This is a genomic window from Kibdelosporangium aridum (genome assembly GCF_900176515.1).
GTDB lineage: Bacteria > Actinomycetota > Actinomycetes > Mycobacteriales > Pseudonocardiaceae > Kibdelosporangium > Kibdelosporangium aridum.
The window spans coordinates 421,410-444,491 of record NZ_FWXV01000007.1 but is presented as its reverse complement, the minus strand read 5'-3'; the positions used below and the strand labels follow the sequence as shown (position 1 = coordinate 444,491).

Below are 23,082 nucleotides of genomic sequence, written 5' to 3'. Positions count from 1 at the left end.
GCTCGCGCTCTCCCTGCCCGATGACCTCCGGGTGCATGCCTTGTGGGTCAACGCATACGCCACAGCCGGGCTTGGCGAAGGGCAGGCCGCCGTCCGGATGGGTGAGCTGGCGGTGGAGTTGGCGCGCCAACTCGGCGACGACGAATTGCTGTCGTTGGCTTTGTACGGGCGTGCGACCACAGCTTTGGTGACCAGCGACCACCCGACCGCGGACAAGTGCTACGGCGAAAGCGTCGAATGCTACAACCGCGTGAAAACCATTGACCAAACGGGAGCAGCAGGTCGCCGATCTGGTCGCGCAAGGCGCCACGAACAAGGAGATCGCCGGCCGCCTCAACATTTCCCGGCGGACGGCCGAGGTGCACGTCGACCACATCCTGCGCAAGCTGAAATTCGCCTCCCGCGCGCAGATCGCCGCGTGGGTTGCCGAAAAGAGCTAGTCTCCTTCCGCCCACGGCAGCAGGACTTTCTCCAGCATGACCAATCCGTAGAACAACACGATGCTCATCACCGCGAGCAATGCCATGGCCGCGAACGCCAGTGAGGTGTCGGCGCTGGCTCCGGACTGGACGATCACGTAACCAAGACCCGCTTTCGCGCCAACGAATTCACCGATCACCGCGCCGATCACGGCCAGCGAGATCGCCACCTTCATCCCGACGAACACCTGCGGCATCGCGTACCGCAGCCGCAGCTTGAAGAACTCCTGCCAGCGCGAACAGTCCATCGACCGCAGCAGTTCGACCAGCTCGGCCGGGGTCGACTTCATCCCGGACGCCGTCGAGATCACGATCGGGAAGAAGCAGACCAGGAACACCATGATCACCTTGGGCAGCATGTCGAAACCCAGCCACACCACCAGGATCGGCGCGATGGCGATCTTCGGTACCGCGTTCACCGCGAGCAGCAGCGGGTAGATCATCCGCTCGAGGATCTTCGACCACGCGATCAGCAGCGCGATCGGCACCCCGGCGGCCAGTGCGAGCAGGAACCCTTGAACGGTCTCCAACAGCGTGACGCCCGCTTGGTCGAGCAGGAACCCTTGCTGCGCTGTGTAAGCGTCGAAGACGTCCTTGGGGCTGGGCACCAGGTAGCGTTCGATCGAGAACACGATCGTGGCCAGCCACCACAGGCCGATCACCACAGCGAGGCCGACAATCGGCAGGACTACTTTCATGCCGGTGCCAACAGGTCGTGCAGTTCATTGCTGATCCTCGCCACGTCGGCCGCGTGCGCGTTGCGGCCGAGCGTGCGCGGCCGCGGGATGTCGACCTCGACGATCCGATGGATCCGCCCGGGCCGCGGTGTCATGACCGCGACGCGGTCGGACAGCAGCACGGCTTCGTCGATCGAGTGCGTGACGAACACGATCGTGGCCGAGTATTCGAGCTGGATCTGTTGCAGCAACTCGGAGAGCTCGGTCCTGGTCAGCGCGTCCAATGCGGAGAACGGTTCGTCCATCAGCAACACCGTCGGGCTTTGGATGAGGGATCGGCACAGCGAGACTCTTTGCCGCATGCCGCCGGAAAGCTCATGCGGCAGGCGCTTTTCGAAGCCTGCCAGTCCGACTGCGGCGAGTAGTAAGTGTGCACGGTCGGTGTAGCCGCGCCGGTCGAGACCGAAGATCTCAACCGGAAGCATCACATTGGACAGTACGGAACGCCATGGCAGCAAAGCGGGTTGCTGGAACATGAATGACACGTCCCGGCGGGGCTTGATCACCGGCTCGCCGTTCACCGCGACCTTCCCCGCTGCCGGTTCAAGCAGCCCGGCGACGATCCTCAGCAGCGTCGACTTCCCGCAGCCGGAGCGGCCGATCAGCGTGACGAATTCGTGTGCCGCGATCGACAGGTCGATTCCGGCGAGTGCCTCGACTTCTCCGAACGTGTGGCGCACCCCAGCGATCTCGATCATGAGCCGGCCACAAGATCCTTGGACGTCACCGAACTCTCCGGGATCGCACCGGCCTCGACCAGCAGCTGGATTGTCCTGGCCACCCGGAACTCGTCCGAGCGGCCGACCGGCCCGTCGGTCGGCCGGACATAGGGCAGCATCAACGCCACTTCGGCGGCTGCCACCGCCGCATCCTGAGTCGGCTGGTATTTCTTCAGAATCTGGCCGCTCTCCTCCGGGTGCTCGATGGAGTACGCCAGGCCTTTCAGCAATGCCCCACGAAATCGGTCGACCAGTTGGGGATTCTTGGCCGGCAGGTCTTTCTGGGTGACCAGAGCATTGCCATAGAGATCGGGAAGAAGATCGCCGTAGGGCAGCGCATTGGCTTTGCGGCCCTGCGCGGCCTTCTCGATCAGCGGGACACCGACGACGAACTGGCCGATCCCGTCGACCTGGCCGGCGGCGAGCAGCTGGGGCAGCGCCGGCGGAGCCGACGGCACGAACTCGACCTTGGTGTGATCGATCCCCGCCTGTTTGGCGTAGACCGGGAACATCAGCTGGTTGGTCGATCCCGGCTGGTCACCGATGCGTTTGCCGACCAGGTCGGCCGGCGTCTTGATGCCCTTGTCGGTCAACGAGACGATCGCGGCCAGCGACTTCTGGTGGATCATGGCGACCGTGGTGACCGGCAGTTTCTCCTTCGCGACGGTGATCGCGGTCGCGGTGAAGTCGCCGGCGCCGAAGTCCGCACGCCCGCTCGCGACCAGTTTGAGCACATCGACGGTCGCAGTGCCGGGGTTGATCGTGACGTCGAGGTTGACCTCCTTGAAGTAGCCCTTTTCCTGTGCCACATAGGCGTATGCGTCCCGGCCGAAAGTGCTGAACGAGGTCAGGTACGTGACTTTGTCGGCGTTTCCGGCCGCGGGCTGGTCGGTGGCCGGCGTCGAGCACGCGGTCAACGCTGCCGCTGCCAGTGCTGCCAGGAGGTGTTTCCGCATCGGCGCTCCCCATCGGCCTCGTCGTGAAATCCTGACCATATCGGGTCGGGGTTGCCCGATCAGCCACGCCCTGCCGGGTTTATCGGGCATTGCTGCAAGCGGCGGCATCATTTCTGGAAAAACTCGATAGATTGTGCGGCTTACCTGGCAGAGCGCCGGAAGAAGAGGTGTGTCGCCCCATGGCTCCCAGCAGATCACCGCGCCGATTGGCCGTGGCCACGGTTGTCGCCGGACTCGTCCTGGCAGGCTCCGCCGTGCCTGCGCTGGCGGCGGACACCAACCTAGCGCTCGGCAGGTCGATCACGGCATCGTCCGTGATCGGAAACTTCGCCGCCACCAAAGCGAACGACGACGATCCGACGTCCTACTGGGAAGCCGCGCCGGACACCTACCCGAACACGTTGACGGTGTCGCTGGGTGCCAACGCGGACATCACGTCGATCGGCTTGCGCCTCAACCCGGCGCCAGAGTGGGGCCCGCGAACCCAGACCGTCGAGGTCCTCGGCCGCGAGCAGTCGGCGTCGGGCTTCACCAGCCTGGTCGCGTCCACCGGCTACACCTTCGACCCAGCCAGCGGCAACCGCGTCGACATCCCTGTCACCGCCAAGGTCGCCGACGTCCAGTTGCGGATCACCGGCAACACCGGCGGTTCGGGCGGGCAAATCGCGGAGTTCCAGGTCTTCGGCACACCGGCCCCGAACCCGGACCTGACCGTCACAAGCGTGACAGTGTCTCCTGCCTCAGGAATCGTCGGTGACGGCGACGGCGACCGTCGCCAACGTCGGGCCGCTGGCATCCGACCGTCCCACCAACGTCACGTTCTACGTGGACGGAACCAAGACCGCCACCGGCCAGGTCGGTCCACTCGCCGCAGGGGCGTCGGTTCCGGTGCCGGTTCAGCTTGGCCGCTTCGACGCGGGAACGCACCAGGTGGTCGCGCGCGTCGACGAGGCCACCCAGATCTTCGAGGAGAACGAGCAGAACAACTCCTCATCGGCAGCTTCTCTGACCATCACGCCGGTTCACAGCGCGGACATCGTCGCTGACGTCCGTTGGGAGTCGGATGCGTTCACCGGGATCATTCGCAACAAGGGAACCGCGCCGACCGCGGGAATCGTCCACCCGATCCTGGTGACCGTCGAAGAGGCGTATACAGGCAAGCGCGCCGGAACCTTCTTCGGCGTGTCCGTCGGCCGTCTTGCCCCAGGCGCATCCGCGCAAGTACCGCTGGGCAAGTGGCACCCGCGCGCGAACGGCAAGTACATCCTGCGCTCGACGATGCCTGTCGACTCCGCCGAGGTCCCGATCAAGCGGGGCAACAACATCAACGCGCAAGACCTGTTCATCGGACGCGGTTCAGCGATGCCGTACGACACCTACGAAGCGGAAGATGGGGTGCTGAGTGGTGGTGCGGCAGTCGTCGGTCCTAACCGGACAATAGGTGACTTGGCCGGTGAGGCATCGGGTCGTAAGGCCGTCACGCTGAATACTGTCGGCAGCGCGGTCGAGTTCACCACCCGCAAACCGACCAACACGTTGGTCACCCGTTTCTCCATCCCTGACGCACCACAGGGCGGCGGCCGAGACTCGTCGCTGGACGTCTACGTGAACGGCAAGTTCCTCAAGCCGATCCCGTTGACCTCGAAGTACACCTGGCTCTACGGCCCGGAGACCTGGCCGGTCAACGACCCTGCCGCAGGCCCACCGCGCCACATCTACGACGAGGCCAACCTGTTGCTCGGGGTGACCGTCCCGGCTGGCAGCAAGATCAAGCTGGTCAACTCGCGGGCGCTGAGCCACGCGGTGGACTTCATCTCGGTGGAACAGGTAGCCCCGGCTCCCAACCCTGACCCCGCGCGGTTCGTCACCCCGGCGGGCTTCACCCACAACGACGTCCAAGCGGCCGTGGACAAGGTCCGCACCGACATCACAGGCAAGCTGCAGGGCGTCTACCTTCCGCCTGGCTCCTATGACAATCCGGCCAAGCTCACGATTGCCGGGACCGCGATGAAGGTGATCGGCGCAGGCCCGTGGTTCACTCGTTTCCACGCACCCGCCGCGGCGGACAACACGGACGCGGGCTTCGACGTCGCGCCGTCCGCCAGTGGTTCGACGTTCGCCGGTTTCTCGTACTTCGGCAACTACCAGACCCGGATCGACGGCCCAGGAAAGGTCTTCGACCTGACCGGGGTCTCCGGCTTGACGTTCGACAACATCTGGATAGAGCACACGGTCGTGGGGATCTGGGGTTCGAACGTCCACAACACGACGGTGAAGAATTCCCGTTTCCGCAACACCTTCGCCGACGCGGTGAACCTGACCAACGGAAGCACCTACAACCACGTCATCAACAACGAAGCCCGGACAACCGGAGACGACAGCTTCGTCCTCTGGGCCGCAACGGACATCTTCGACGGAGAGCAGAAGAACAACGTCTTCGAACACCTGACGGCGATCTTGCCATGGCGGGCCGCGGGAATAGCGGTCTACGGCGGACAAGCCAACACCTTCAAGGACATCTACATCGCCGACACCCTGGCCGGAAGCGGAGCGACGATCAGCTCGCTGAGCTTCGCCGCCCCCATGCGCGACTTCGGCCCCGCCCACACGGTCGTCAGCGACGTGACGATCGTCCGAGCGGGCGGCCACTTCTTCGGCGCCCAGACCTTCCCCGCCCTCTGGCTGTTCTCCGCCACGAACAAGTTCCAGGCGATCAGGGTGTCGAATGTGGACATAGTGGACCCGACGTACAGCGGAATCATGTTCCAGTCCAACTACGTCAACGGACAGCTGGTCAACAAGATCCAGGACACCGAGTTCAAGAACGTCACCGTCACCGGCGCCCGCAAGTCCGGCGACGAGTTCGAAGCCAAGTCAGGCTTCGGGTTGTGGGCCAACGAATTCCCCGAGCCAGGGCAGGGACCTGCGGTCGGCGAGGTCACCTTCCACGGCCTGAAGCTGAAGAACAACCACACAGACATCCGCAACACGACGTCGACGTTCAGGATCAACCTGAAATAGGGGCGAGGGGTTTCCGGCGGGGGAGAGTCATTCGCCTCGCCGGAACCCAGGTTCGGCGCAGCACACGATCAGAACCTCCGTAGCAACTGGACATCCAGCTCGTCCAGGAACTTCCGGCCGAACTGCCCGTTCTCCAAACCGTCCATGAACGACCCGGGCAAGTCCTGTGTGTACTCCGCGGACCGGGACGCGGCGGCCAGTGCGACAGTGGCCACTGTGTCCACGTCTCCGGTGAACGCGACGCATGCCCGAAGCAAGTCACTCATGCTTGTGTTGCCAGCCAAGGCGGTCAGCGCCGCCGTGACACTCATCCGGCCCTTCGAACCAACCTTCCCGCGCCAAACCCGGCCCCAACCCCCACGGGAAACCTGCCCATCGATCCACTTGCCGACCGCGGCAACCGGCCCTAGCTCGTAATGGCAGTAGTGCACGGCCAAGGCCGCTGCCTGAGCCGCCTCAACGCCTTCCGGCGTGTCGTGGGTGACCCGGGCCTGTACCGCTGAGTGGTGCATCACATCGGCGACGGTCGGCAGCAGCCCGACAGGCCCGGCTCGCATGGCCGCGCCGCTCTTCTCGCTGTCCGGCCGGATCCGGGCCAGGAAGTCCGCGCCGTCCTGAACGTCTTGTAAGAACTGGTAAAACCGGCCCGCGTACCCCTCGCGGGGATCTCGCTTGAACGCCTCGACGAACCTCGACGCCAGGTTCCGCGGTGTCCAATCCTCGCCGGACACCAGTGCTTCGGCCACCGCGATCGTCATCTGCGTGTCGTCTGTGTACTGGCCCGGCTTGATACCTAAGTGTTTTCCGTGCTGGACGTATCCGCTCAAGTCGTTGCGCGCGGCCACAAAACCCGCGGGCGCGTACTCGAATCCCGCGCCATAGGCGTCCCCTACCGCCAATTCGACCAACATTTATGCCTCCTTGTGTCGGCTTGATTGTGCCGGATCGGACCAAACGGATATCTTCGCGAAGATCATCTCGGCAGGATGGGCTCATGAGACGGACAACCCTGCTTTCAGGTGTGTTGACCGTGGTGCTTCTGGTGTCCCCGCTCAGTGGGACAGCGCTGGCGCATCCGCCGGACAACCCCTACGACAACACGATTTTCGCCCCGGTGAAGACCGGTGGTGTGCAGATCGGCCTCGAGAAAGTCAGCGACGGCCTCACCGCTCCGCTCAAAGGTGTTCGTGCACCTGGCCATGACGACCGGTTGTACGTCATCGATCAGGTTGGCAAGCTGGTCAGCGTCAACCTGAAGACCGGCGCGCAGACAACTGTCCTTGACGTCAGCTCGCGCCTGGTTCCGCTGGGTGTCGGCGGACCCAACACGTTCGACGAGCGCGGGTTCCTGGGGACGGCATTCCACCCCGGCTTCGCCCGCAACGGGCTGCTGTACACGTGGACGTCCGAGAAGGTCACCGCGCCGCCGACGTTCCCGACCACACTGCCGGCCGGTGTCGCACCCGACCACCAGAACGTCCTTGCCGAGTGGAAGATGACCGCAACCGGGGTCGACCCGGCCAGCCGCAGGGAACTCATGCGGATCGACTGGCCGCAGTTCAACCACAACGCCGGTGACATCACGTTCGGCCCGGACGGATTGCTTTACGTGCCAACGGGTGACGGCGGCGGCGCCGACGACGAAGAAGTCGGTCACGCCGGTGGCAACGCGCAGAACCCGACCAACCCGCTTGGTGACATCCTGCGTATCGATGTCGACAAGCGCGACTCCGCCAACAAGCAGTACGGCATCCCGGCGACCAACCCGTACGCGGGACTGCCGGGGCTGATCGCCGAAATCTACGCGATCGGGTTCCGCAACCCGTGGCGGTTGTCGTTCGACAACGGCAACCTGTACGTCGGCGATGTCGGCCAGAACGACATCGAGGAGGTCAGCCTGGTCGTCAACGGCGGCAACTACGGCTGGCGGATCAAGGAGGGCACGCTCTTCTTCAACCCCAACGGCACCAAGGCCGGGTTCGCCCAGCGCGCGCCCTTCGGGCCGGTGCCGCCGGGCTTGCAGGACCCGATCGCGCAGTACGACACACACCACGAAGGTCACTCGGTCATCGGTGGGTTCGTCTACCGCGGTCGCGACATCCCGCAGCTGCGCGGCAAGTACGTGTTCGGCGAGTGGTCGCGGCTGTTCAGCACGACCACACCGACCAACAACTACGGCCGGATCCTGTACCTGGAGGAGCGCAGGCACGGCTTGCAGCGGGTGGTCGACACCCGCGGCTTCGGTGATGCCGCGAAGCGCCTGGGCCTGACCGACACCAGCCGCCCGCCTGCCGCGTTCGAGCAGACGCTGTCGGTCTTCGGGTTCGCCGAGGACGTGAGCGGTGAGCTCTACGTCCTCGGCAACCGCAGTGGTGTGCCGTTCGGCACCGGCGGCGTGCTGTTGAAGCTGACTAGAGGCTAGGTGTGTTGGCGAGCAGGGCTTTGGTGTAGTCGTGTTGCGGATCGTCAAGGATCCGGCCGACGTCACCGATCTCCACGATCTCGCCACCACGCAGGACCGCGACACGATCGGCGACTTGCCGGGCAAGGGCGATGTTGTGCGTGACGAACAACATCGCCATGCCCAGCTCCTGCCGTAGTTCACCGAGCAGGTCGAGGATCGTGGCCTGCACCGACACGTCCAGCGCGGACGTGACCTCGTCACACACAAGCACTCGTGGTGTCGTCACGAGTGCCCGGGCGATGGCCGCGCGCTGCCGCTGACCACCACTGAGCTGGTCAGGCAGGCGGTGCGCGGCCGCTGTCGACAGCCGGACACGGTCCAGCATCTCGGCCACGCGCTCCCGGCGTTGCGTACGGGACATGTCCGTCAACCGCAGCAACGGCACTTCGATCGACTGTGCGATCGTCTTACGCGGGTTCAGCGATGAGAACGGGCTCTGGAAGACGTACTGCAAGTCCCGCAGGTGCTGTTTCGTCCTGCCCTTTGTGGACGGCGCCAGCTCGGTGCCGGCCAGGGTGATGGAGCCGCCGTAACGAGCCAGCCCGGAAATGCAGTGTGACAGCGTCGTCTTGCCGGACCCGGACTCGCCGAGCAGCATGACGCATTCCCCGGCCCGTACGGTCAAATCGATACCGCGCAGGACCTGAGTGTCTCCATAGGACACCGAGATGTTCTGAACGGCAAGCACAGCGTCCTTGGCCGAGGCGCAAGCTTCGGAGTCACCGGCGAGACTGGGCACCGCGGCGACGAGCTCCCTGGTGTACGGATGTTCCGGCGTGCGCAGTACCTTGGTGGTCTCACCGGACTCGACGATCGACCCGCGATACATCACCGCCACCCGGTCTGCGATCTCGGCGACCACCGCGAGGTCGTGCGTGATGTACAACGCGGCGGCGCCATGATCCTTGGTGAGCTGCCGGATTGTCCGCAGCACCAAGGACTGCGTCATCACGTCCAGACCGGTCGTCGGCTCGTCCAGAACGACAACGCTTGGCCTGCAGGCGAAAGCCATCGCGACGCCGACGCGTTGCTGCTGCCCGCCGGACAGCTGATGCGGATATCGCCGCTGATAGGCCGGGTCGCTGGGCAGGCCGACCTCGTCAAGGACCTCCTTGACCCGGTTCTCGGCCTCGAATCCGTGGTTTTCCAGCACCTCACGGATCTGCTTGCCGATCCGAATGCCTGGGTTCAGCGACAGCGCCGGATCCTGCGGGATGTAGGACACGGTCTTGCCGCGCAGCGCACGCCGTGCGGTCTCGGTCAAAGCGAGGATGTCGGTGTCTGTCGTGACTGTGCCGCCAGTATTGATCAGCCCGGTGCGGAAGTGCCCGAGCGCGGCCAGGCCCGCTGTGGTCTTGCCGGACCCGGACTCGCCGACCAGAGCGAGGATCTCGCCGGAGTCGACGCGGTACGAGACATCGTCGAGGATCTTCTCGCCGTCGGCGGTTGCCACGGACAGGTTCCGCACCACGAGGTTCATCGTTTGCCTCCCCGGCCGGCCGCGGCCGAAGCCAGCGAGTCGGTGATCAGGTTCGTGCCGACGGTCAGCACGGCGATCGCGAGCACCGGCAGCAGCACGCCCCACGGCTGGACGACCAGGGCGATCCGGTTCTCGTTGATCATCAGGCCCCAGTCGGCCGCGGGAGGCTGGATGCCGAGGCCGAGGAACGACAGTGAGGCCACGTATCCGATCGAATAGGTCAGCCGCAGACCGAGCTCGACCATCAGCGGCCCGGTGATGTTGGGCAATACCTCACGCGACAGGATGAGCCAGCGCGGGGTCGCGTACATCTCGGCTGCGCGGATGTACTCGTTGCCGACGACCGTGACCGTCGCCTGCCGTGCCACCCGGGCGACTCTGGATGCGTGACTGATCCCGATGACCAGCACCAGCAGCCAGCCCTCGGGCCCGATCATCGCGATCGCCAGGAGTGCGAACACCAATTGCGGGAACGACATGAGCACGTCGTTGCCACGCATGATCAGGCCGTCCAGGACGCCTCCGCTGTACCCGGCAAGCATCCCTAACGCCGCGCCGAGCACCACACCGAGAGCCGTCGCTAGTGCCGCGTAGAGAAGAAGAGATGTTCCACCCGCTAGAAATCGAGTGAGCACATCGCGTCCGATGCCGTCCGTGCCCGCGATGCCGTCGGGTTTGAACGGCTTGCCGGCGAAGTCGTTCGCCTCGAATCCGGTGATCCACGGCCCGGCCCACGGCCCGACGATCGCCACGATCACCACAACAGCGGTGAGCGCCACGCCGATCTTGGCTTGCCGGAACGACCACGCACGCCGGAACAGACCTGGCGGTTGGGCGACCGCGACCGGTTCGGCCATCTCGGTCTTCTTGTCCACTGTGGTCATAGCGTCGTCCTGAGCTTGGGGTTGGTCAGGATGCCGATCACGTCGGCGAGCAGGTTCACCACGATGTACAGCGCCGCGATCAGCAGCGTGACAGCTTGGACCACCTCGACATCGCGGTTGTTCACCGCGTCGATCAACGCCTGGCCGATCCCGGGGTAGCGGAACAGGAACTCCACCACCACGACACCACCGGCCAGCCACGCCAGTTGCAGGGCGATCACCTGGGCGACCGGACCGACCGCGTGCGGAAGGGCGTGCCTGGTGATCACAGTGCGTTCGGGCAGGCCCTTCAGCCGCGCCATCTCGACGTAACCGCTGTCCAGGACGTCGATCATGGTCGCCCGCATCATCCGGGTGATGTACGGCGTGACCACGAGGACCAACGTCAGCACCGGCAACACCAGCTGGATCGGCCTTTCCCAGACCGCCTCACCCGGCGCGGCGAGTGTGACCGACGGGAAGACCGTGAACACCGTGGTGGACAGCAGCACGATCAGCCCGACGCCGATCACGAACTCCGGCAGGGCCGCGATCACCAGGCTGATGCCCGAGACCGTGTGATCGGCGATTTTGCCCCGGCGCATCGCGGTCCACGTGCCCAGAATGAGACCGACCGGCGTACTGATCGCCGCGGCGGCGACGAGCAGCACCAGCGATGCCACGATCCGGTCACCGAGCAGTGCGTTGACCGAGCCCTGGGTGGCCGTGGACGTGCCAAGGTCGCCGGTGAACACACCACCGAGCCACGCCAGATACCGCTGCCACACCGGGTCGTTCAGGTTGAGCTGGTCCTGTAGTGCCGCGATCCGCTCGGGCGTGGCCTGCTGGCCGAGGATCGCGCGGGCCGGATCGCCGGGCAGCAGCAGCGTCGCGATGAAGACGAGCAGGGTGACCAGCCACAACACCGCGAGGCTGACCAGGATCCGGCGAGCGATCAGGCGGGTCATCGCGCACCTCCCAGCCACACGTGCCGGAACTGGTAGCCGGACAAGGAGATCCCGGTGCGGTCGGCGACCAGCCCGGCCACGTACACCTGATACGCGTCCACCTGGTTCATGAAGCCCCAGATGATGTTGCCGCCGCGCTCGTATTCGATCCACTGCGCCTGTGCCAGCAGGCTGTCCCGCGTGGACTTGTCCACTGTGGTTCGTGCGCGCTTGATCAGGTCCTGGAACTCCGGGTCGGCCCAATGGGTTTCGTTGTACGGCGAGTCCGGCATGGACCCCTGCGCGACCTGCGGGAGGTAGTTGCGCGTGTACCAGAATGACTGGGCGAAATCCCACGACAGGTAGTCGTCGCCGAAGAACGTCGTGGTGTCGAGGCGGTTGATCCGTACGCGGATACCCGCGTCCTGCGCCTGGCGCTGGAAGACCTGGGCTGCTTCGACGGCACCGGCCTGGATGGGCGCGGTGACCAGTTCGACCTCCAGGTTCTCCTTGCCCGCCTCGGCGAGCAAACGCTTGGCCTCGGCGATGTCCCTGGTGCGTTGCGGCAGATCACGGGCATAGGCCTCGTCGAACGGCGCGTACAGGTCGTTGCCGATCTGGCCTTGGCCGCTGAGCACTTGGTTGATCATCTGCTCACGGTCGACGACCAGACGCATCGCCTGCCGTACCCGCACGTCGTCGAACGGCGGCCGGTCGGTCCGCATCGTGAACGGCAGCCACGTCCCGGTCGGTGAGTCGAGGACGCGGATCCTCGGATCGCTGCGCAACACGTCGACCAGTGCGACCGGCACTTGGTCGATGGCGTCCACTTGGGACGACAGCAGTGCGTTGATCCTGGCGTCGTCTTCGGTGAAGTTGATCAGAACCAGCTCGTCGAGGTACGGTTCACCCGGCCGCCAGTACAGGTCGTTGCGCGAGAAGACGCTTTGCAGGCCTGCGGTGAACGACCCGGCTTTGAAGGGCCCGGTGCCTATCGGTTTGTCCGGCGAGAAATCGGACGGGACGATCCCCATCACGTACTGGCCGACCAGATCGTCGAACACCGCCGAGGGTTCCGTCAGCCGGAACTCCACCGTCCGGTCGCCGGTCGCGACAACCCGGTCGAGCATGGTCAGGTTCGCCGCGCCGCCCTTGGGATCCTGCGGGTCCAGGATTCGCTGGAACGTGGCCACGACATCCGGCGGTGTGACCGGGCGCCCGTCATGGAACCGGATCCCGTCGCGGATCACCGCGGTCCACGTCTGCGCGTCCGGAGACGAAGTGATCGACTCCGCAACCAGCATTTCCAGCTTGTACTCGTGGTTGCGGTGGGCGAGCGGCTCGAACAAGTTGACCGTGCGGGCAATGTCCGGGTTGGTCGCGGGAATGTGCGGATCGAGCGTGTCCTTGGCGCCGCCGCCGGTCACGCCGACACGCAGCGTGCCACCACGTCTGGGCGGCCCGGTCGGCGGGTCGACGGCTGCCTGACCCGCGCCACAAGAGGTGAGGAAGGGAGTCGCGCCGAGCAGTGTGAGAAACCCTCGGCGGTTGACCTGTAATTCGGCCATGGTCTTGGCTTTCTAGGAAATAGCACGTCCTGCGTAGTCGGGGGCGGGGGACAGATGGTGTCTGAGACGTTCCCGCGCATGCTCGGGAAAAGGTGCGGTTGTGCCGTCCCGGACATGCAGAGCGAGGAGTTCCTCCGTGGCGACGAGGGTGTCGCCGACGTACATCTCGTGGCAGAACCGGACTTTCTTGGCGCCGACGTCGAGCACGACAGTGGTGACTTTCAGCTCGGCCGCCGGCGCGACTTCGCGCAGGTACCGGACATGTGCTTCGACTGTGTAGAGCGAATTTCCGTCGTTCGGGTCGATGCCCGCGTCGCCCATCATCGCGGTCGTGGCGAAGCCGAAGACCATGACGTAGAACGGTTCGCTGAGGTGCCCGTTGTAGTCGATCCACTCGTCACGGACCGTGTCGCGGTATTCAAGCATGGTTGTCCCGTACCGCTCGCTGGATCGCGATGATCGCCCGGTCTCGTTGTTCGACGAGGTCCTCGATCGATCGCCCGTCGGCTTCCGCAAGGCAGCCCTGGACGACGCTGTCGCGCAGGTGTTTGGTCAGCTCGGGCGCATCGAGCCTGGTCCATGGGGATTTCAGGGAAGGCCCGAAGTGGTCGAGCATGTGCGCCATCCCGCCTTCACCACCGGCGAGGTGGAACGTCAGCAGTGGGCCGTGGACCGGCCACCGCAGACCTGGGCCGTCAGTGATGGAGAGGTCGATCTGCTCGACGGTGGCCTCACCGTTGGCGACCATGTGCAACGCCTCGCGCCACATCGCCTCCTGCAACCGGTTCGCGATGAACCCAGGCACCTCCCGTTCCATCACGATCACGGTTTTGCCTGTCCCGCGGTAGAAATCAGCGGCTTGCTCGACTGCGGAACGTCGGGTGAGCTTCCCGCCGACAACCTCGACAAGGGGAATGAGGTAGGGCGGGTTGAACGGGTGCCCGACCACGAGCCGGTCCGGGTTCTTCGCGGCAACCTGCATCTCGGTCATGCCGTACCCGGATGTCGACGAGGCGATGACCACGTGGGGTGGAGTCACGTCATCGATGTCCGCGAGCAGTTTCTGCTTCAACTCAAGCTTCTCCGGCGCGCTCTCCTGGACGAACTCGGCGTCCGCGGTCGCTTCGGCCAGTGTCTTGGCGATGCTGAGGTTGTCCTTCGAAGCGTGATCCGCAAGCCCGAGCTCGGTCAAGGCGGGCCAGGCGGCGTCAACCAGCCTGCGCAGTTTCTCTTCGGCGTCCGGCGCGGGATCCCACGCGACAACCCGCATGCCACGCGCCAAGAAATGCGCGACCCAACCGCCCCCGATGACGCCTGCGCCAACGCAGGCAACGGTCTTCACTTCAACCCCAGCTGAACGCGAGCTTCGTCAGGACTCGCTGTCGTGCCGCCGAGATCCTCAATGATCTTCACCGCACGCTCCACCAGTTGCCCGTTGGTCGCCTTGACACCCTTGCTGAGATACAGGTTGTCTTCGAGGCCAACGCGAACATGCCCACCGAGCAAGGCGGAATGCGCCACCCACTTGAGCTGGTCCCGCCCGATCGCGAAGGAAGCCCACTGAGCGCCATCCGGCAGCATATGGACCATCGTCTGCAGAAGCTCCGGGTTGGCCGGTGCACCGTAGGGAATCCCCATACACAGCTGGAAAAGCGGAGGCTTCGCGATCAGCCCTTCGTCGATCATCTTGGTGGCGAACCACAGCTGCCCGGTATCAAAGATCTCCAGCTCAGGCTTGACACCCAGCTCAAGGATGCGCTGAGCGCCAGCCCTGAGCATGTCCGGAGTGGACACGTAAAGCTGACTGCCCTCCCCGAAGTTGAGCGACCCGCAGTCGAGGGTGCAAATGTCCGGGAGGAGTTCTTCGACGTGCGGAAGCCGCTGCAGCCCGTTGACAAGGTCGGTGCCATCCACCGGCTTAAGCGGATCCTCCTGGTCAATGACAAGATCCCCACCCATACCAGCAGTCAGGTTGATCACGACATCAACGCCGGAATCCTTGATCCGCGCCACAACCTCCCGGTACAGCGCGACATCCCGCGACCCCTGCCCAGTCTCCACATCCCGGACATGAATGTGGACGACGGCGGCGCCCGCATTGGCAGCCTCCACAGCAGACGCCGCGATCTGCTCAGGAGTAACCGGAACATGCTCACTCTTGCCAACGGTGTCCCCCGCACCGGTGAGTGCGCAGGTAATGATCACTCGATCCTTCACGGCGTCCCTTCCTAGAGGCAGTGGTTGATGCCATCGGGCGGCGCAGTCCGCAGCCCGAGCTCGAATGCCCGAGTGGGCGCCGGAATGGTCCCGATCAGGGCCCTTGTGGACGTCGGCGCGCCGGTTGGACTAGGTGCCACATTTCAGTCGCTTCAGCCGACGCAAGACCTGTGGACAGCCCAAGTGCTGGTGATCTTGCTGCCCAAGGCGTGTCGGTGGTGCTCGATAGACTGGAAACCGGGGGCGGAGCCCGGCGTCCACCTTGTGGGTAACTCGTCTGTTAGTGATCTTGTTGTGCTGGTTGTGTCGGTGGTGCCCGATAGACTGGTAATCGGGGGGGCCGAGGGCCGCGCTGTGGTTAGTTGAGGCGGTTTTCTGTCATCTGGTGTTGATCGGGCGGTGCGGCCGCGGTTCCGATCCGGTCAAGCGCCGCGGCCTGTTGTTGCGTCGCTTCTTCAAGCGCTGGGGCCTGTTGTTGCGTCGCTTCTGTCAAGCGCTGGGGCCTGTTGTTGTGTCGCTTCTGCCAAGCGCCGCAGCCTGTGGACAACTCTGCGGCGGCCGACCTGGTTGCCCAGGTCTTGTCGGTGATGCTCGATAGACTGGAAACCGGGGGCCGAGGGCCGCCCACCCGGCTCGTTAATGCTGTTTACCGCACTGGTTCCGCGGCGATGTTCTGTTCGATGAAGTCGTGGAGCAGCTCCCGCATCGCGGCAACCGAACTCCCGGGCCGACCCGTCAGCACCTGAATGCCGAGGCCATCGATCAAAGCGGTCAGCTGAGCCGTCGCCTTGTCCGGGTCCTGCGCCCGGAAAACGCCCTGCTCCTGTCCACTTCGGATGGTCATGGCGATGGTGTTGTACCAGCGGTCATAGGAGTCCCAGTACAGCGAGCGGATCTTCGGGTTGATCGCGCTCTCGTTCCACACCTGCAGCCAGACCGACCACTCGTCGCGCAGCAGACCGTCCTTCGGCAGCTGCAGTTCGACCAGTCTGAGCAGGCGTTGACGGGCGTCCTGCACGGTGTGCAACTCGGCGACCTGACGGTCGAACGCGAGTTTCACGTTGCGCCGCAACGCTTCGTTGAGGACTTCGGTTTTGGTGGGGAAGTGGTGGTGGATCGTCGCTGTGCTCGTGCCGCATGCCTTGGCGATGTCGGCGACCCGCACGCGGTGGTAACCGCGTTCGGCGATCAGCTGCCACGCCGTCTCCAGGATCCGGCGGCGTGGTTCGAGGTCGGGGGGCACTCGGATCGAGCGCGCGGCAGGCGCCGGAACCGCAGTGACTGTCTTGGCCTCGTCACTACCGTTCAGTAGCCAGTTGACCGTGACACCGCTGTACTCCGCGATCCGGACGAGTTCGCCGGCGGAGAACCGGCGCGCGCCCGATAACGCTTTGGACAGTTTGGTCTCGTCCAACCCGATGCCCGCGGCGAAGTCGCGCTGCGCCCCTGGCATCGCCTGGATCAACCCACGGACTCGCGTCCGGAGCTCATCCGTCACATCCATGCCAGAAGACGGTAAACCGGCGTTGCGATAATCGCAATCCCCCACGCAATGGGCCATGGTGTGGTCCAGTGGCGGGCCCCGATGCCTCCCGCACATGCGTGCTTGACCATCCATTGTGGTCCGGTTACGCATTGTCACGCAGGAGTGCGAGGGAGGTTTTGGTGAGGCGCAGGCTTAGTTGGGCTGCCGTGGGCACGTCGGGAGTGCTGGCAGCGATCGTCGCGACAACGATGACCGATCAACCCGATTCGGAATCACGAAGCAGCAAGATCATTGTGCCGCAAGCTGAGGAGCTGAACGGCTACATCCCGTCCCCTGGCGAAGAACCGCCAACCGTGTTCATTCCGGTTGTGCCACCGGTCGCGGCGACGTCAGCGACCTCGACGGTCCCGCCACCGCCGCCCAGGAAAACCGTGCCGCCCAAACCGAAGAAGCCCGCACCGCCGCCGCCGACCACTACTCCACCGCCGACCGAGGAACCACCGTCCTATCAGGACCAATACTGGTCCTATTGGTACTACTACAACAGGTACCGTGACGGTTACCGGGACCGGGATGGCTATTGGGGCCGGGGCGGGTACTACGACGGCAGGCACAGGTAATCGACTGGACAGGCCTGCGACCATCGATGTGCTCGACACCGATGGAGGCGGACTTTGCAGAAGATCCCAACGCTGTTCGTACGCGACCCGGACGATCTACGCCGGGTCACTCGTGAGGTGCACCCAGACTGTGCGTGGGTGCTCGCCGGTGAAGGCGACCCCACGCGCAAGTACGACGGCACCTGCGTCCGGCTCGACGACGCGGGTCGCTGGTGGGCACGCCGCGAAGTCAAGCCGGGCAAGGCCGCGCCGACCGGCTTCGTCGCCGTCCAGCAGGACCCGGCGACCGGCAAGACCGTGGGCTGGGAACCGATCGAGCAGTCGTCATTCGTCAAGTTCTTCAACGAAGCCGTTGCGGGGCAGGAGTTCTCGCCGGGAACCTACGAGCTGTGCGGGCCGAAGCTCAACGGGAACCCGGAAGCCTACGAAGGGCATCGGCTGGTGCGGCACGAAACCGCCGAGGTCTTCGACGATGTGCCGCGCGACTTCGACGGCTTGATGGCGTGGTTGCTCGCGCATCCCGAGTTCGAGGGGATCGTCTGGCACCACCCGGACGGCCGGATGGCGAAGCTGAAACGCCGGGACGCGCTGGCAAGCCAGAGTTGAACGCCTGTGGGGTCCGCCGCGTGGGGCGCCGGTCGTGTCGGGGAGTGATCCGACGCCACCACGCGGGGCACCGCCCATCGGGCGGCCACCATCAGACCGGGCCGAAGTGAACCCGGCCGGACGACGTCCGGCTGATGTCGATATTGCGGTACAGGGTCGGGGGTTTTCCCGGTTTGGTTGACGGTAGCACCGGCCGATCCGGGCCTCGCGCCACCCCACCCCATGCGGCCGGAGCCGCGGATGTGACGTTGTGCGCCACGCCGGGCACTGTCCGCGAGCGGCGATGAAATCCACGTAGTGAAACAGCTTGCGGCGTGCGGGTAGCTTCTCCAGGTATGGAGCACGCTACGTGGACACGGGTCGAAGCGGGGCAGGGCGTTCCGCTCGACCTGATGACGGCACGGTTCGTCCGGCACGTGTTCGCGCCGCACGCGCACGAGGAGTTCGCGATCGGCGCCTGCACCAGCGGCGTCGAAGTGATCCAGATCGGTGCCCGGCAGTACATGTCGGGCCCAGGCGACATCGTGGTGGTTGAACCAGGGGAGACGCATACGGGCGGCGCAGCGACGCCGGGCGGTTTCGCATACCGGGTGCTTTATCCACAGTGGACCAGCTTGTCCGAGACGGAGATCCCTCATTTCCCGTCACCGATCATCCACGATGTCGAGCTGGCCGAGCAGATCCAGCGCACGCACGCGCTGATCACGCAGTGGCGGGACCCGCTGGAGGCCGAGTCGCGGCTGTCGTGGGTGCTGACCGAGCTCGTCCAGCGGCACGCGGGCAGGCCTGAGGAGATCAAGCGCGTCCGGGCGGGCGACCAGGTCGCACGCGTCACCAAGGACCGGCTGGCCGATCGCTTGCTCGACCCGCCAGGCCTGCATGAAATCGCTGCTGACCTGGGGCTATCCCGGTTCCAGGTGTTGCGTGCGTTCCGGGAAACAGTGGGGATGCCGCCGTTCGCATGGCTTTCGCAGTACCGTGCCACACGGGCGAGGGCGTTGCTGGCCGCCGGCCACCGTCCCGCGCAGGCCGCGGCGTTGACGGGATTTGCCGACCAGGCGCATCTGACCAGGTGGTTCCGCCGTGTTTTCGGCGTCACGCCGGGCGTGTTCCGCAACAGCGTTCAAGACATCGCCGGGCTGAACAGGCGAAGCTTGTTCGGTGACACGTAAAGGGTGGATTCTTTTCGGCCTGATGGGTGTGATCTGGGGGTTGCCGTACCTGATGATCAAGGTGGCGGTCGGCGGTGTGTCCGTCCCCATGATCGTGTTCGCCCGGACGGCCATTGGCGCGGCGGTGCTGTTGCCGCTCGCCTTGCGCCGGATTGATTGGGATGTGCTGCGCAGGCACTGGAAACCGCTTCTCGCGTTCGCCGCGACCGAGATCATCGCGCCGTGGTACCTGCTGTCGGATGCCGAGCGTCATCTGTCGAGTTCGTTGACTGGCTTGCTGATCGCGGCCGTGCCGACGATCGGCGCGCTGCTGGTGAGCATGCGCGGGGAACGGCTCAGCTCGGCGCAGTGGATCGGGCTGGCGATCGGTTTTGGCGGCGTCGCGCTGCTTGCAGGCCCGAACCTGGGCGGCGGTAACGCTTGGTCGATCATCGAGGTCCTGTTGGTCACGGTGGGCTACGCCGTCGCGCCGATCATCGCCGCGCGCAAACTCCAGGAAGTGCCTGGGCTCGTGCTGGCCACGGTTTCCTTGGGCATCGCGGCGATCGTGTACCTGCCGTTCGCGATCGCGACGTGGCCACAGCAGATGCCGTCGACCGACGTGCTGCTTGCGTTGGGCGGCCTTGCTTTGCTGTGCACCGCCGTCGCGTTCCTGTTCTTCTTCGCGTTGATCCGCGAGGTCGGCCCGTCAAAGGCGTTGGTGATCACGTACGTCAACCCGCTCGTTGCCGTGGCAGCGGGCGTGCTCGTGCTCAACGAGCCGTTGACGATGGTCACGATCGTCGCGTTTGTGCTGATCCTCGGCGGATCGATACTGGCGACCTCGCGTGCGAAGGAGCGAATACCAGCAGCCGTGGCTCAATAGAAGCGCCGCAGCTGCGGCCAGATCACCGACCATGGCGCGGTTGTCCTGTCGCACAACGTGATCGGTGTGTCCTTTTCCTCGTTGTCCAGGCCGATGCCGTTGTCGTTCTCCGCGACGATACGGCATCCGGCCATCAACGAAGACTGCATCGGCTGTCCACCGACGACAAGCACGGCGCCCGTCATGCTGTCCGACGGAGGTCCCCAGTCCCAATAGGACATGTGGCCCGAATGCGGTTGCGGCAAAGCGAAACCCGGCCCGTAGTGCTCGATCGCACCGGCTTGTCCGTAGTTGCTGGTGAAGATCACCGATGTGGCGCGCTGGGCTTCCGGGATCTGGGTCCACGCCCGCGCGACGTTCGCCGTCAGCTCCGGCCAGCCGACCTGCTCGCCCTGCTCCTTGTTGATCGCCAGTACCGGTCCGTTCAAACCGGACGGTGGCAGCACCGGCAAACCAGTGATCACAGCCAAAACGACGCCAATGGCGGCGAACACGCCGACAACGGCCCGTCGCGACGTAGTGGTGAGCCAGTTCAGTACAGGTTGGACACCAGCCGGAATCAGCAACAGCAACAACGGAACCGAGTAATACGGCTTCCCGCCGGCAATCAGCAACACGATACACACGACGGGGTAGCTCATGGCGAGTGCTCGCGCCCACCGCAGCGAAGGATCACGCCACAGCCGGAGGAGACCGGCGATCCACACTGCGGCGCCGACGGGTGTCGGATAGACCAGCTGCATGGGGATGAACAGGATCCGGTTCTCCGCGCCGTCGTCCTCGCTGATTCCGGATGCGACAGTGAGCATCGGGAAGTCGTTCGCCGCCTGCCACACCATGATCGGCGCGACGAGCACCAGCGTCACCGCGACACCGGCCGCAAGCCACCAAGTCCGCAACACCGCGCGGGGACCGAAGACCAGAACACCGACCGCGAGACCGAAGACCAGCACCAGGATCAGCCACTTGTTGGCCATCCCGGCCCCGATGACCGCGCCGATCGCGAGCCACCAGCGCCCGTCACCGGTCCGCAACAGCCGCAACACGAACAACCCGAGCAGCGTCCAAATCAGCATGTCGATGGTGGTCGTGGACAGCATGTGCGACACCGCCACCACGAACGGCCCCAGCGCGGCGACCGCGGCCGATACCCATTGGACAGTGCTGTTGCCGCCCAGTTCCCTTGCCACGTAAGCGATCACGATGATCGTGGCGACGGCCGCGAGCGTGGCGACAACCCGCAGACCGAACGGTGTTTCGCCGAAGATCGAGGTGCTGAGCCAGGCGAGCGCGGGCGTGATCGGCGGCTGGTCGGTGTAGCCCCAGTCCAGGTGCTTGCCCGCCGCGACGAAGTACAGCTCGTCGCGGTGGAACCCGTACCGGCCGGACAACGCGGTCAGAACGACGAGCTGGATGGCGGCGACCAGACCGACCGGCCGCCACGCGACTGCAGGTAAAGATTTAGTGGTCACGACTTCTTGAGTCATCAAGGACCTCCCCAGGTCCGCGCAGCCTACCGGCGTGTCGCCGGAGTGCGGGATCACTGCGAGAGCACTACCGTCGGATCGTTATCGCCAGGAGGGGAGCCCCATGACCGACGTCGACATGACCGAGCTCGCCAGCAAGAACGGCGGGTCCCAGCCGCTGCGCGGGTATCTGGCCAAGCCGTCAGGGGACGGACCGTGGCCAGGCGTCGTCGTCATCCACGAGGCCCTCGGGCTCAACGACGTCGTACGCAGGCAGACAGATCGCCTGGCCGAGGCGGGCTTCCTGGCGCTGGCCGTCGACCTGTTCAGTGCAGGTGGAATCCGCAAGTGCCTGGTGTCGACGATGCTCGCGTTGACGAAGGGCGAAGGCCGCCCGTTCGCCGACATCGAGTCCGCCCGCGAGTGGCTGATCGCATCATCGGACTGCTCAGGCAATGTGGGCGTGATCGGCTTCTGCATGGGCGGTGGCTTCGCGCTGGCCACGGCCAACTCGGGGTTCGACGCCTCCTCGGTGAACTACGCCTTCCTGCCCCGCGACCTGGACACGGCACTGGCAGGCGCATGCCCGATCGTCGCCAGCTACGGCGGCAAGGACCTGCCGTTGCGCAGCGCCCCCGCCAAGCTCGAACGTGCACTGACCCGCGCCGGGATCACCCACGACGTCAAGCAGTACCCGACGGCGGGGCACTCGTTCCTGAACGACGCCGAGATCGGCCCCAAGCCGATCCGGGTGATCATGCGCGTGGCCGGAATGGGCCCGGAGCCAGCGGCGGCGGCAGACGCCTGGCAGCGAATCGAGACTTTCTTCGACGAGCACCTCCGGTGAAGATGAACCATGGCAGAGTGGGAAGACGTACGCCGGATCGCGATGGCATTGCCGTCGGTCGAGGAATCCACATCGGGCTACGGCCACATCCAGTGGCGGGTGAAGGACAGGTCATTCATCTGGGAACGGCCGTTGCGCAAGGCAGATTACGAGGCCCTGGGGTCCAGTGCACCAGATGGCCCGATCTTGGGAGTCCGCGTCGCTGACGTGGGCGTGAAGGAAGCACTGCTCGCCGAAGACCCGGCGGTGTACTTCACCACGCCACACTTCGACGGGTACCCAGCGATCCTGGTCCGGTTGGCGGAGATCTCGGTGCCCGAGTTGGACGAACTCGTTACGGAAGCCTGGCTCGACCGTGCGCCGAAACGATTGGCCAAGGAGTACCTCGCCGAGCACTGATGCTGCGGTCTTTGGCTGGTTTTTCGTAGGCGGATCGAGGCCGCGAGGCGCATGCGGGTGCCCCAGCGGGACTCAGAGAGTCATCGGTTAGGTCCGGCGCGGCGGGGTTCAGGCCAATGCCATGTCACGTGCTGCCGAAGTCCCTTTCGGCAGCCAATGACTCAGGTCCG

The 23,082-nt window shown here is 65.1% G+C and carries 22 protein-coding genes and 2 pseudogenes; 10 read left to right on the top strand and 14 right to left on the bottom strand.

Features of this window, described 5'->3' with window-relative positions:
• Positions 1-260: 260 nt before the first annotated feature.
• Positions 261-440, top strand: a pseudogene (locus B9C43_RS35585) (response regulator transcription factor); the annotation flags it as partial.
• On the opposite strand, the gene B9C43_RS35580 reads toward B9C43_RS35585, so the two are convergent.
• From B9C43_RS35580 to B9C43_RS35570, 3 genes are read right to left on the bottom strand one after another with little or no spacing between them, the layout of a single operon-like run.
• Positions 437-1,177, bottom strand: coding sequence for an ABC transporter permease (locus B9C43_RS35580; RefSeq protein WP_084431093.1), 741 nt, complete (start codon positions 1,175-1,177; stop codon positions 437-439). The pseudogene B9C43_RS35585 and the gene B9C43_RS35580 overlap by 4 nt on opposite strands.
• The gene (locus B9C43_RS35575) at positions 1,174-1,914 is read right to left on the bottom strand and encodes an ABC transporter ATP-binding protein (RefSeq protein ID WP_084431092.1); all 741 of its coding nucleotides are present in this window, start codon (positions 1,912-1,914) and stop codon (positions 1,174-1,176) included. The genes B9C43_RS35580 and B9C43_RS35575 overlap by 4 nt, the downstream gene beginning before the upstream one ends.
• Complete coding sequence (locus B9C43_RS35570) at positions 1,911-2,891, bottom strand: ABC transporter substrate-binding protein (protein WP_143446819.1); 981 nt, start codon at positions 2,889-2,891, stop codon at positions 1,911-1,913. The genes B9C43_RS35575 and B9C43_RS35570 overlap by 4 nt, the downstream gene beginning before the upstream one ends.
• Before the next feature lie 179 nt (positions 2,892-3,070).
• Here B9C43_RS35570 and B9C43_RS58875 point away from each other — a divergent pair.
• Positions 3,071-3,505: pseudogene (locus B9C43_RS58875) on the top strand (discoidin domain-containing protein); the annotation flags it as partial.
• On the opposite strand, the gene B9C43_RS57760 reads toward B9C43_RS58875, so the two are convergent.
• On the bottom strand, positions 3,445-3,609 hold the full coding sequence (locus tag B9C43_RS57760) for a hypothetical protein (protein WP_200825849.1): 165 nt from the start codon (positions 3,607-3,609) through the stop codon (positions 3,445-3,447). The pseudogene B9C43_RS58875 and the gene B9C43_RS57760 sit on opposite strands and share 61 nt — an antisense overlap.
• Before the next feature lie 35 nt (positions 3,610-3,644).
• Here B9C43_RS57760 and B9C43_RS35560 point away from each other — a divergent pair, with 35 nt between their 5' ends.
• A complete protein-coding gene (locus tag B9C43_RS35560; RefSeq protein ID WP_160096909.1) occupies positions 3,645-5,912 on the top strand; it encodes a CARDB domain-containing protein in 2,268 nt (755 codons plus the stop codon).
• Between the two features lie 68 nt (positions 5,913-5,980).
• On the opposite strand, the gene B9C43_RS35555 is transcribed toward B9C43_RS35560, so the two are convergent.
• Positions 5,981-6,823: an ADP-ribosylglycohydrolase family protein gene (locus B9C43_RS35555; RefSeq protein ID WP_084431089.1), complete on the bottom strand. Its 843-nt coding sequence runs from the start codon at positions 6,821-6,823 to the stop codon at positions 5,981-5,983.
• 83 nt (positions 6,824-6,906) lie between these two features.
• On the opposite strand from B9C43_RS35555, the gene B9C43_RS35550 reads away from it, so the two are divergent.
• Positions 6,907-8,334 carry a PQQ-dependent sugar dehydrogenase gene (locus B9C43_RS35550; protein WP_160096907.1) on the top strand — a complete coding sequence of 476 codons (1,428 nt, stop codon included), beginning with the start codon at positions 6,907-6,909 and terminating at the stop codon, positions 8,332-8,334.
• On the opposite strand, the gene B9C43_RS35545 is transcribed toward B9C43_RS35550, so the two are convergent.
• From B9C43_RS35545 to B9C43_RS35505, 8 genes are all read right to left on the bottom strand, one after another.
• Complete coding sequence (locus B9C43_RS35545; protein WP_084431087.1) at positions 8,324-9,856, bottom strand: ABC transporter ATP-binding protein; 1,533 nt, start codon at positions 9,854-9,856, stop codon at positions 8,324-8,326. The genes B9C43_RS35550 and B9C43_RS35545 overlap by 11 nt on opposite strands.
• Positions 9,853-10,713 carry an ABC transporter permease gene (locus B9C43_RS35540; protein WP_235039061.1) on the bottom strand — a complete coding sequence of 287 codons (861 nt, stop codon included), beginning with the start codon at positions 10,711-10,713 and terminating at the stop codon, positions 9,853-9,855. Before B9C43_RS35540 ends, B9C43_RS35545 begins: the two co-directional genes overlap by 4 nt.
• A 23-nt stretch (positions 10,714-10,736) precedes the next feature.
• A complete protein-coding gene (locus B9C43_RS35535) occupies positions 10,737-11,687 on the bottom strand; it encodes an ABC transporter permease (RefSeq protein ID WP_084431085.1) in 951 nt (316 codons plus the stop codon).
• On the bottom strand, positions 11,684-13,234 hold the full coding sequence (locus B9C43_RS35530) for an ABC transporter substrate-binding protein (protein WP_084431084.1): 1,551 nt from the start codon (positions 13,232-13,234) through the stop codon (positions 11,684-11,686). The genes B9C43_RS35535 and B9C43_RS35530 overlap by 4 nt, the downstream gene beginning before the upstream one ends.
• 12 nt (positions 13,235-13,246) lie before the next feature.
• Positions 13,247-13,660: a thioesterase family protein gene (locus B9C43_RS35525; RefSeq protein WP_033388484.1), complete on the bottom strand. Its 414-nt coding sequence runs from the start codon at positions 13,658-13,660 to the stop codon at positions 13,247-13,249.
• A complete protein-coding gene (locus B9C43_RS35520; RefSeq protein WP_084431083.1) occupies positions 13,653-14,576 on the bottom strand; it encodes a 3-hydroxyacyl-CoA dehydrogenase NAD-binding domain-containing protein in 924 nt (307 codons plus the stop codon). Before B9C43_RS35520 ends, B9C43_RS35525 begins: the two co-directional genes overlap by 8 nt.
• Positions 14,573-15,451 carry a beta-keto acid cleavage family enzyme gene (locus tag B9C43_RS35515; RefSeq protein ID WP_033388482.1) on the bottom strand — a complete coding sequence of 293 codons (879 nt, stop codon included), beginning with the start codon at positions 15,449-15,451 and terminating at the stop codon, positions 14,573-14,575. The genes B9C43_RS35520 and B9C43_RS35515 overlap by 4 nt, the downstream gene beginning before the upstream one ends.
• A 646-nt stretch (positions 15,452-16,097) precedes the next feature.
• Positions 16,098-16,955 carry a TetR/AcrR family transcriptional regulator gene (locus tag B9C43_RS35505; RefSeq protein ID WP_084431081.1) on the bottom strand — a complete coding sequence of 286 codons (858 nt, stop codon included), beginning with the start codon at positions 16,953-16,955 and terminating at the stop codon, positions 16,098-16,100.
• Between the two features lie 161 nt (positions 16,956-17,116).
• Here B9C43_RS35505 and B9C43_RS35500 point away from each other — a divergent pair, with 161 nt between their 5' ends.
• The 4 genes from B9C43_RS35500 (at position 17,117) to B9C43_RS35485 (ending at position 20,200) form a co-directional block, all read left to right on the top strand.
• The gene (locus tag B9C43_RS35500; protein WP_143446818.1) at positions 17,117-17,557 is read left to right on the top strand and encodes a hypothetical protein; all 441 of its coding nucleotides are present in this window, start codon (positions 17,117-17,119) and stop codon (positions 17,555-17,557) included.
• Between the two features lie 54 nt (positions 17,558-17,611).
• Entirely contained in the window at positions 17,612-18,163 is a 552-nt protein-coding gene (locus B9C43_RS35495; RefSeq protein ID WP_084431079.1) for an RNA ligase 1 family protein, read from the top strand.
• Between the two features lie 335 nt (positions 18,164-18,498).
• Positions 18,499-19,335 (top strand): AraC family transcriptional regulator, encoded by an 837-nt coding sequence (locus B9C43_RS35490; protein ID WP_033388475.1) that lies wholly within the window; start codon positions 18,499-18,501, stop codon positions 19,333-19,335.
• Positions 19,325-20,200: a DMT family transporter gene (locus B9C43_RS35485; RefSeq protein WP_033388473.1), complete on the top strand. Its 876-nt coding sequence runs from the start codon at positions 19,325-19,327 to the stop codon at positions 20,198-20,200. The genes B9C43_RS35490 and B9C43_RS35485 overlap by 11 nt, the downstream gene beginning before the upstream one ends.
• On the opposite strand, the gene B9C43_RS35480 is transcribed toward B9C43_RS35485, so the two are convergent.
• Complete coding sequence (locus B9C43_RS35480) at positions 20,194-21,687, bottom strand: ArnT family glycosyltransferase (protein ID WP_084431218.1); 1,494 nt, start codon at positions 21,685-21,687, stop codon at positions 20,194-20,196. The two genes, B9C43_RS35485 and B9C43_RS35480, sit on opposite strands and share 7 nt — an antisense overlap.
• Positions 21,688-21,790: 103 nt before the next feature.
• Here B9C43_RS35480 and B9C43_RS35475 point away from each other — a divergent pair, with 103 nt between their 5' ends.
• Positions 21,791-22,513, top strand: coding sequence for a dienelactone hydrolase family protein (locus B9C43_RS35475; protein ID WP_084431078.1), 723 nt, complete (start codon positions 21,791-21,793; stop codon positions 22,511-22,513).
• Between the two features lie 9 nt (positions 22,514-22,522).
• Positions 22,523-22,912, top strand: a complete 390-nt coding sequence (locus tag B9C43_RS35470) for an MmcQ/YjbR family DNA-binding protein (RefSeq protein ID WP_084431077.1) — start codon at positions 22,523-22,525, stop codon at positions 22,910-22,912.
• Positions 22,913-23,082 lie beyond the last annotated feature (170 nt).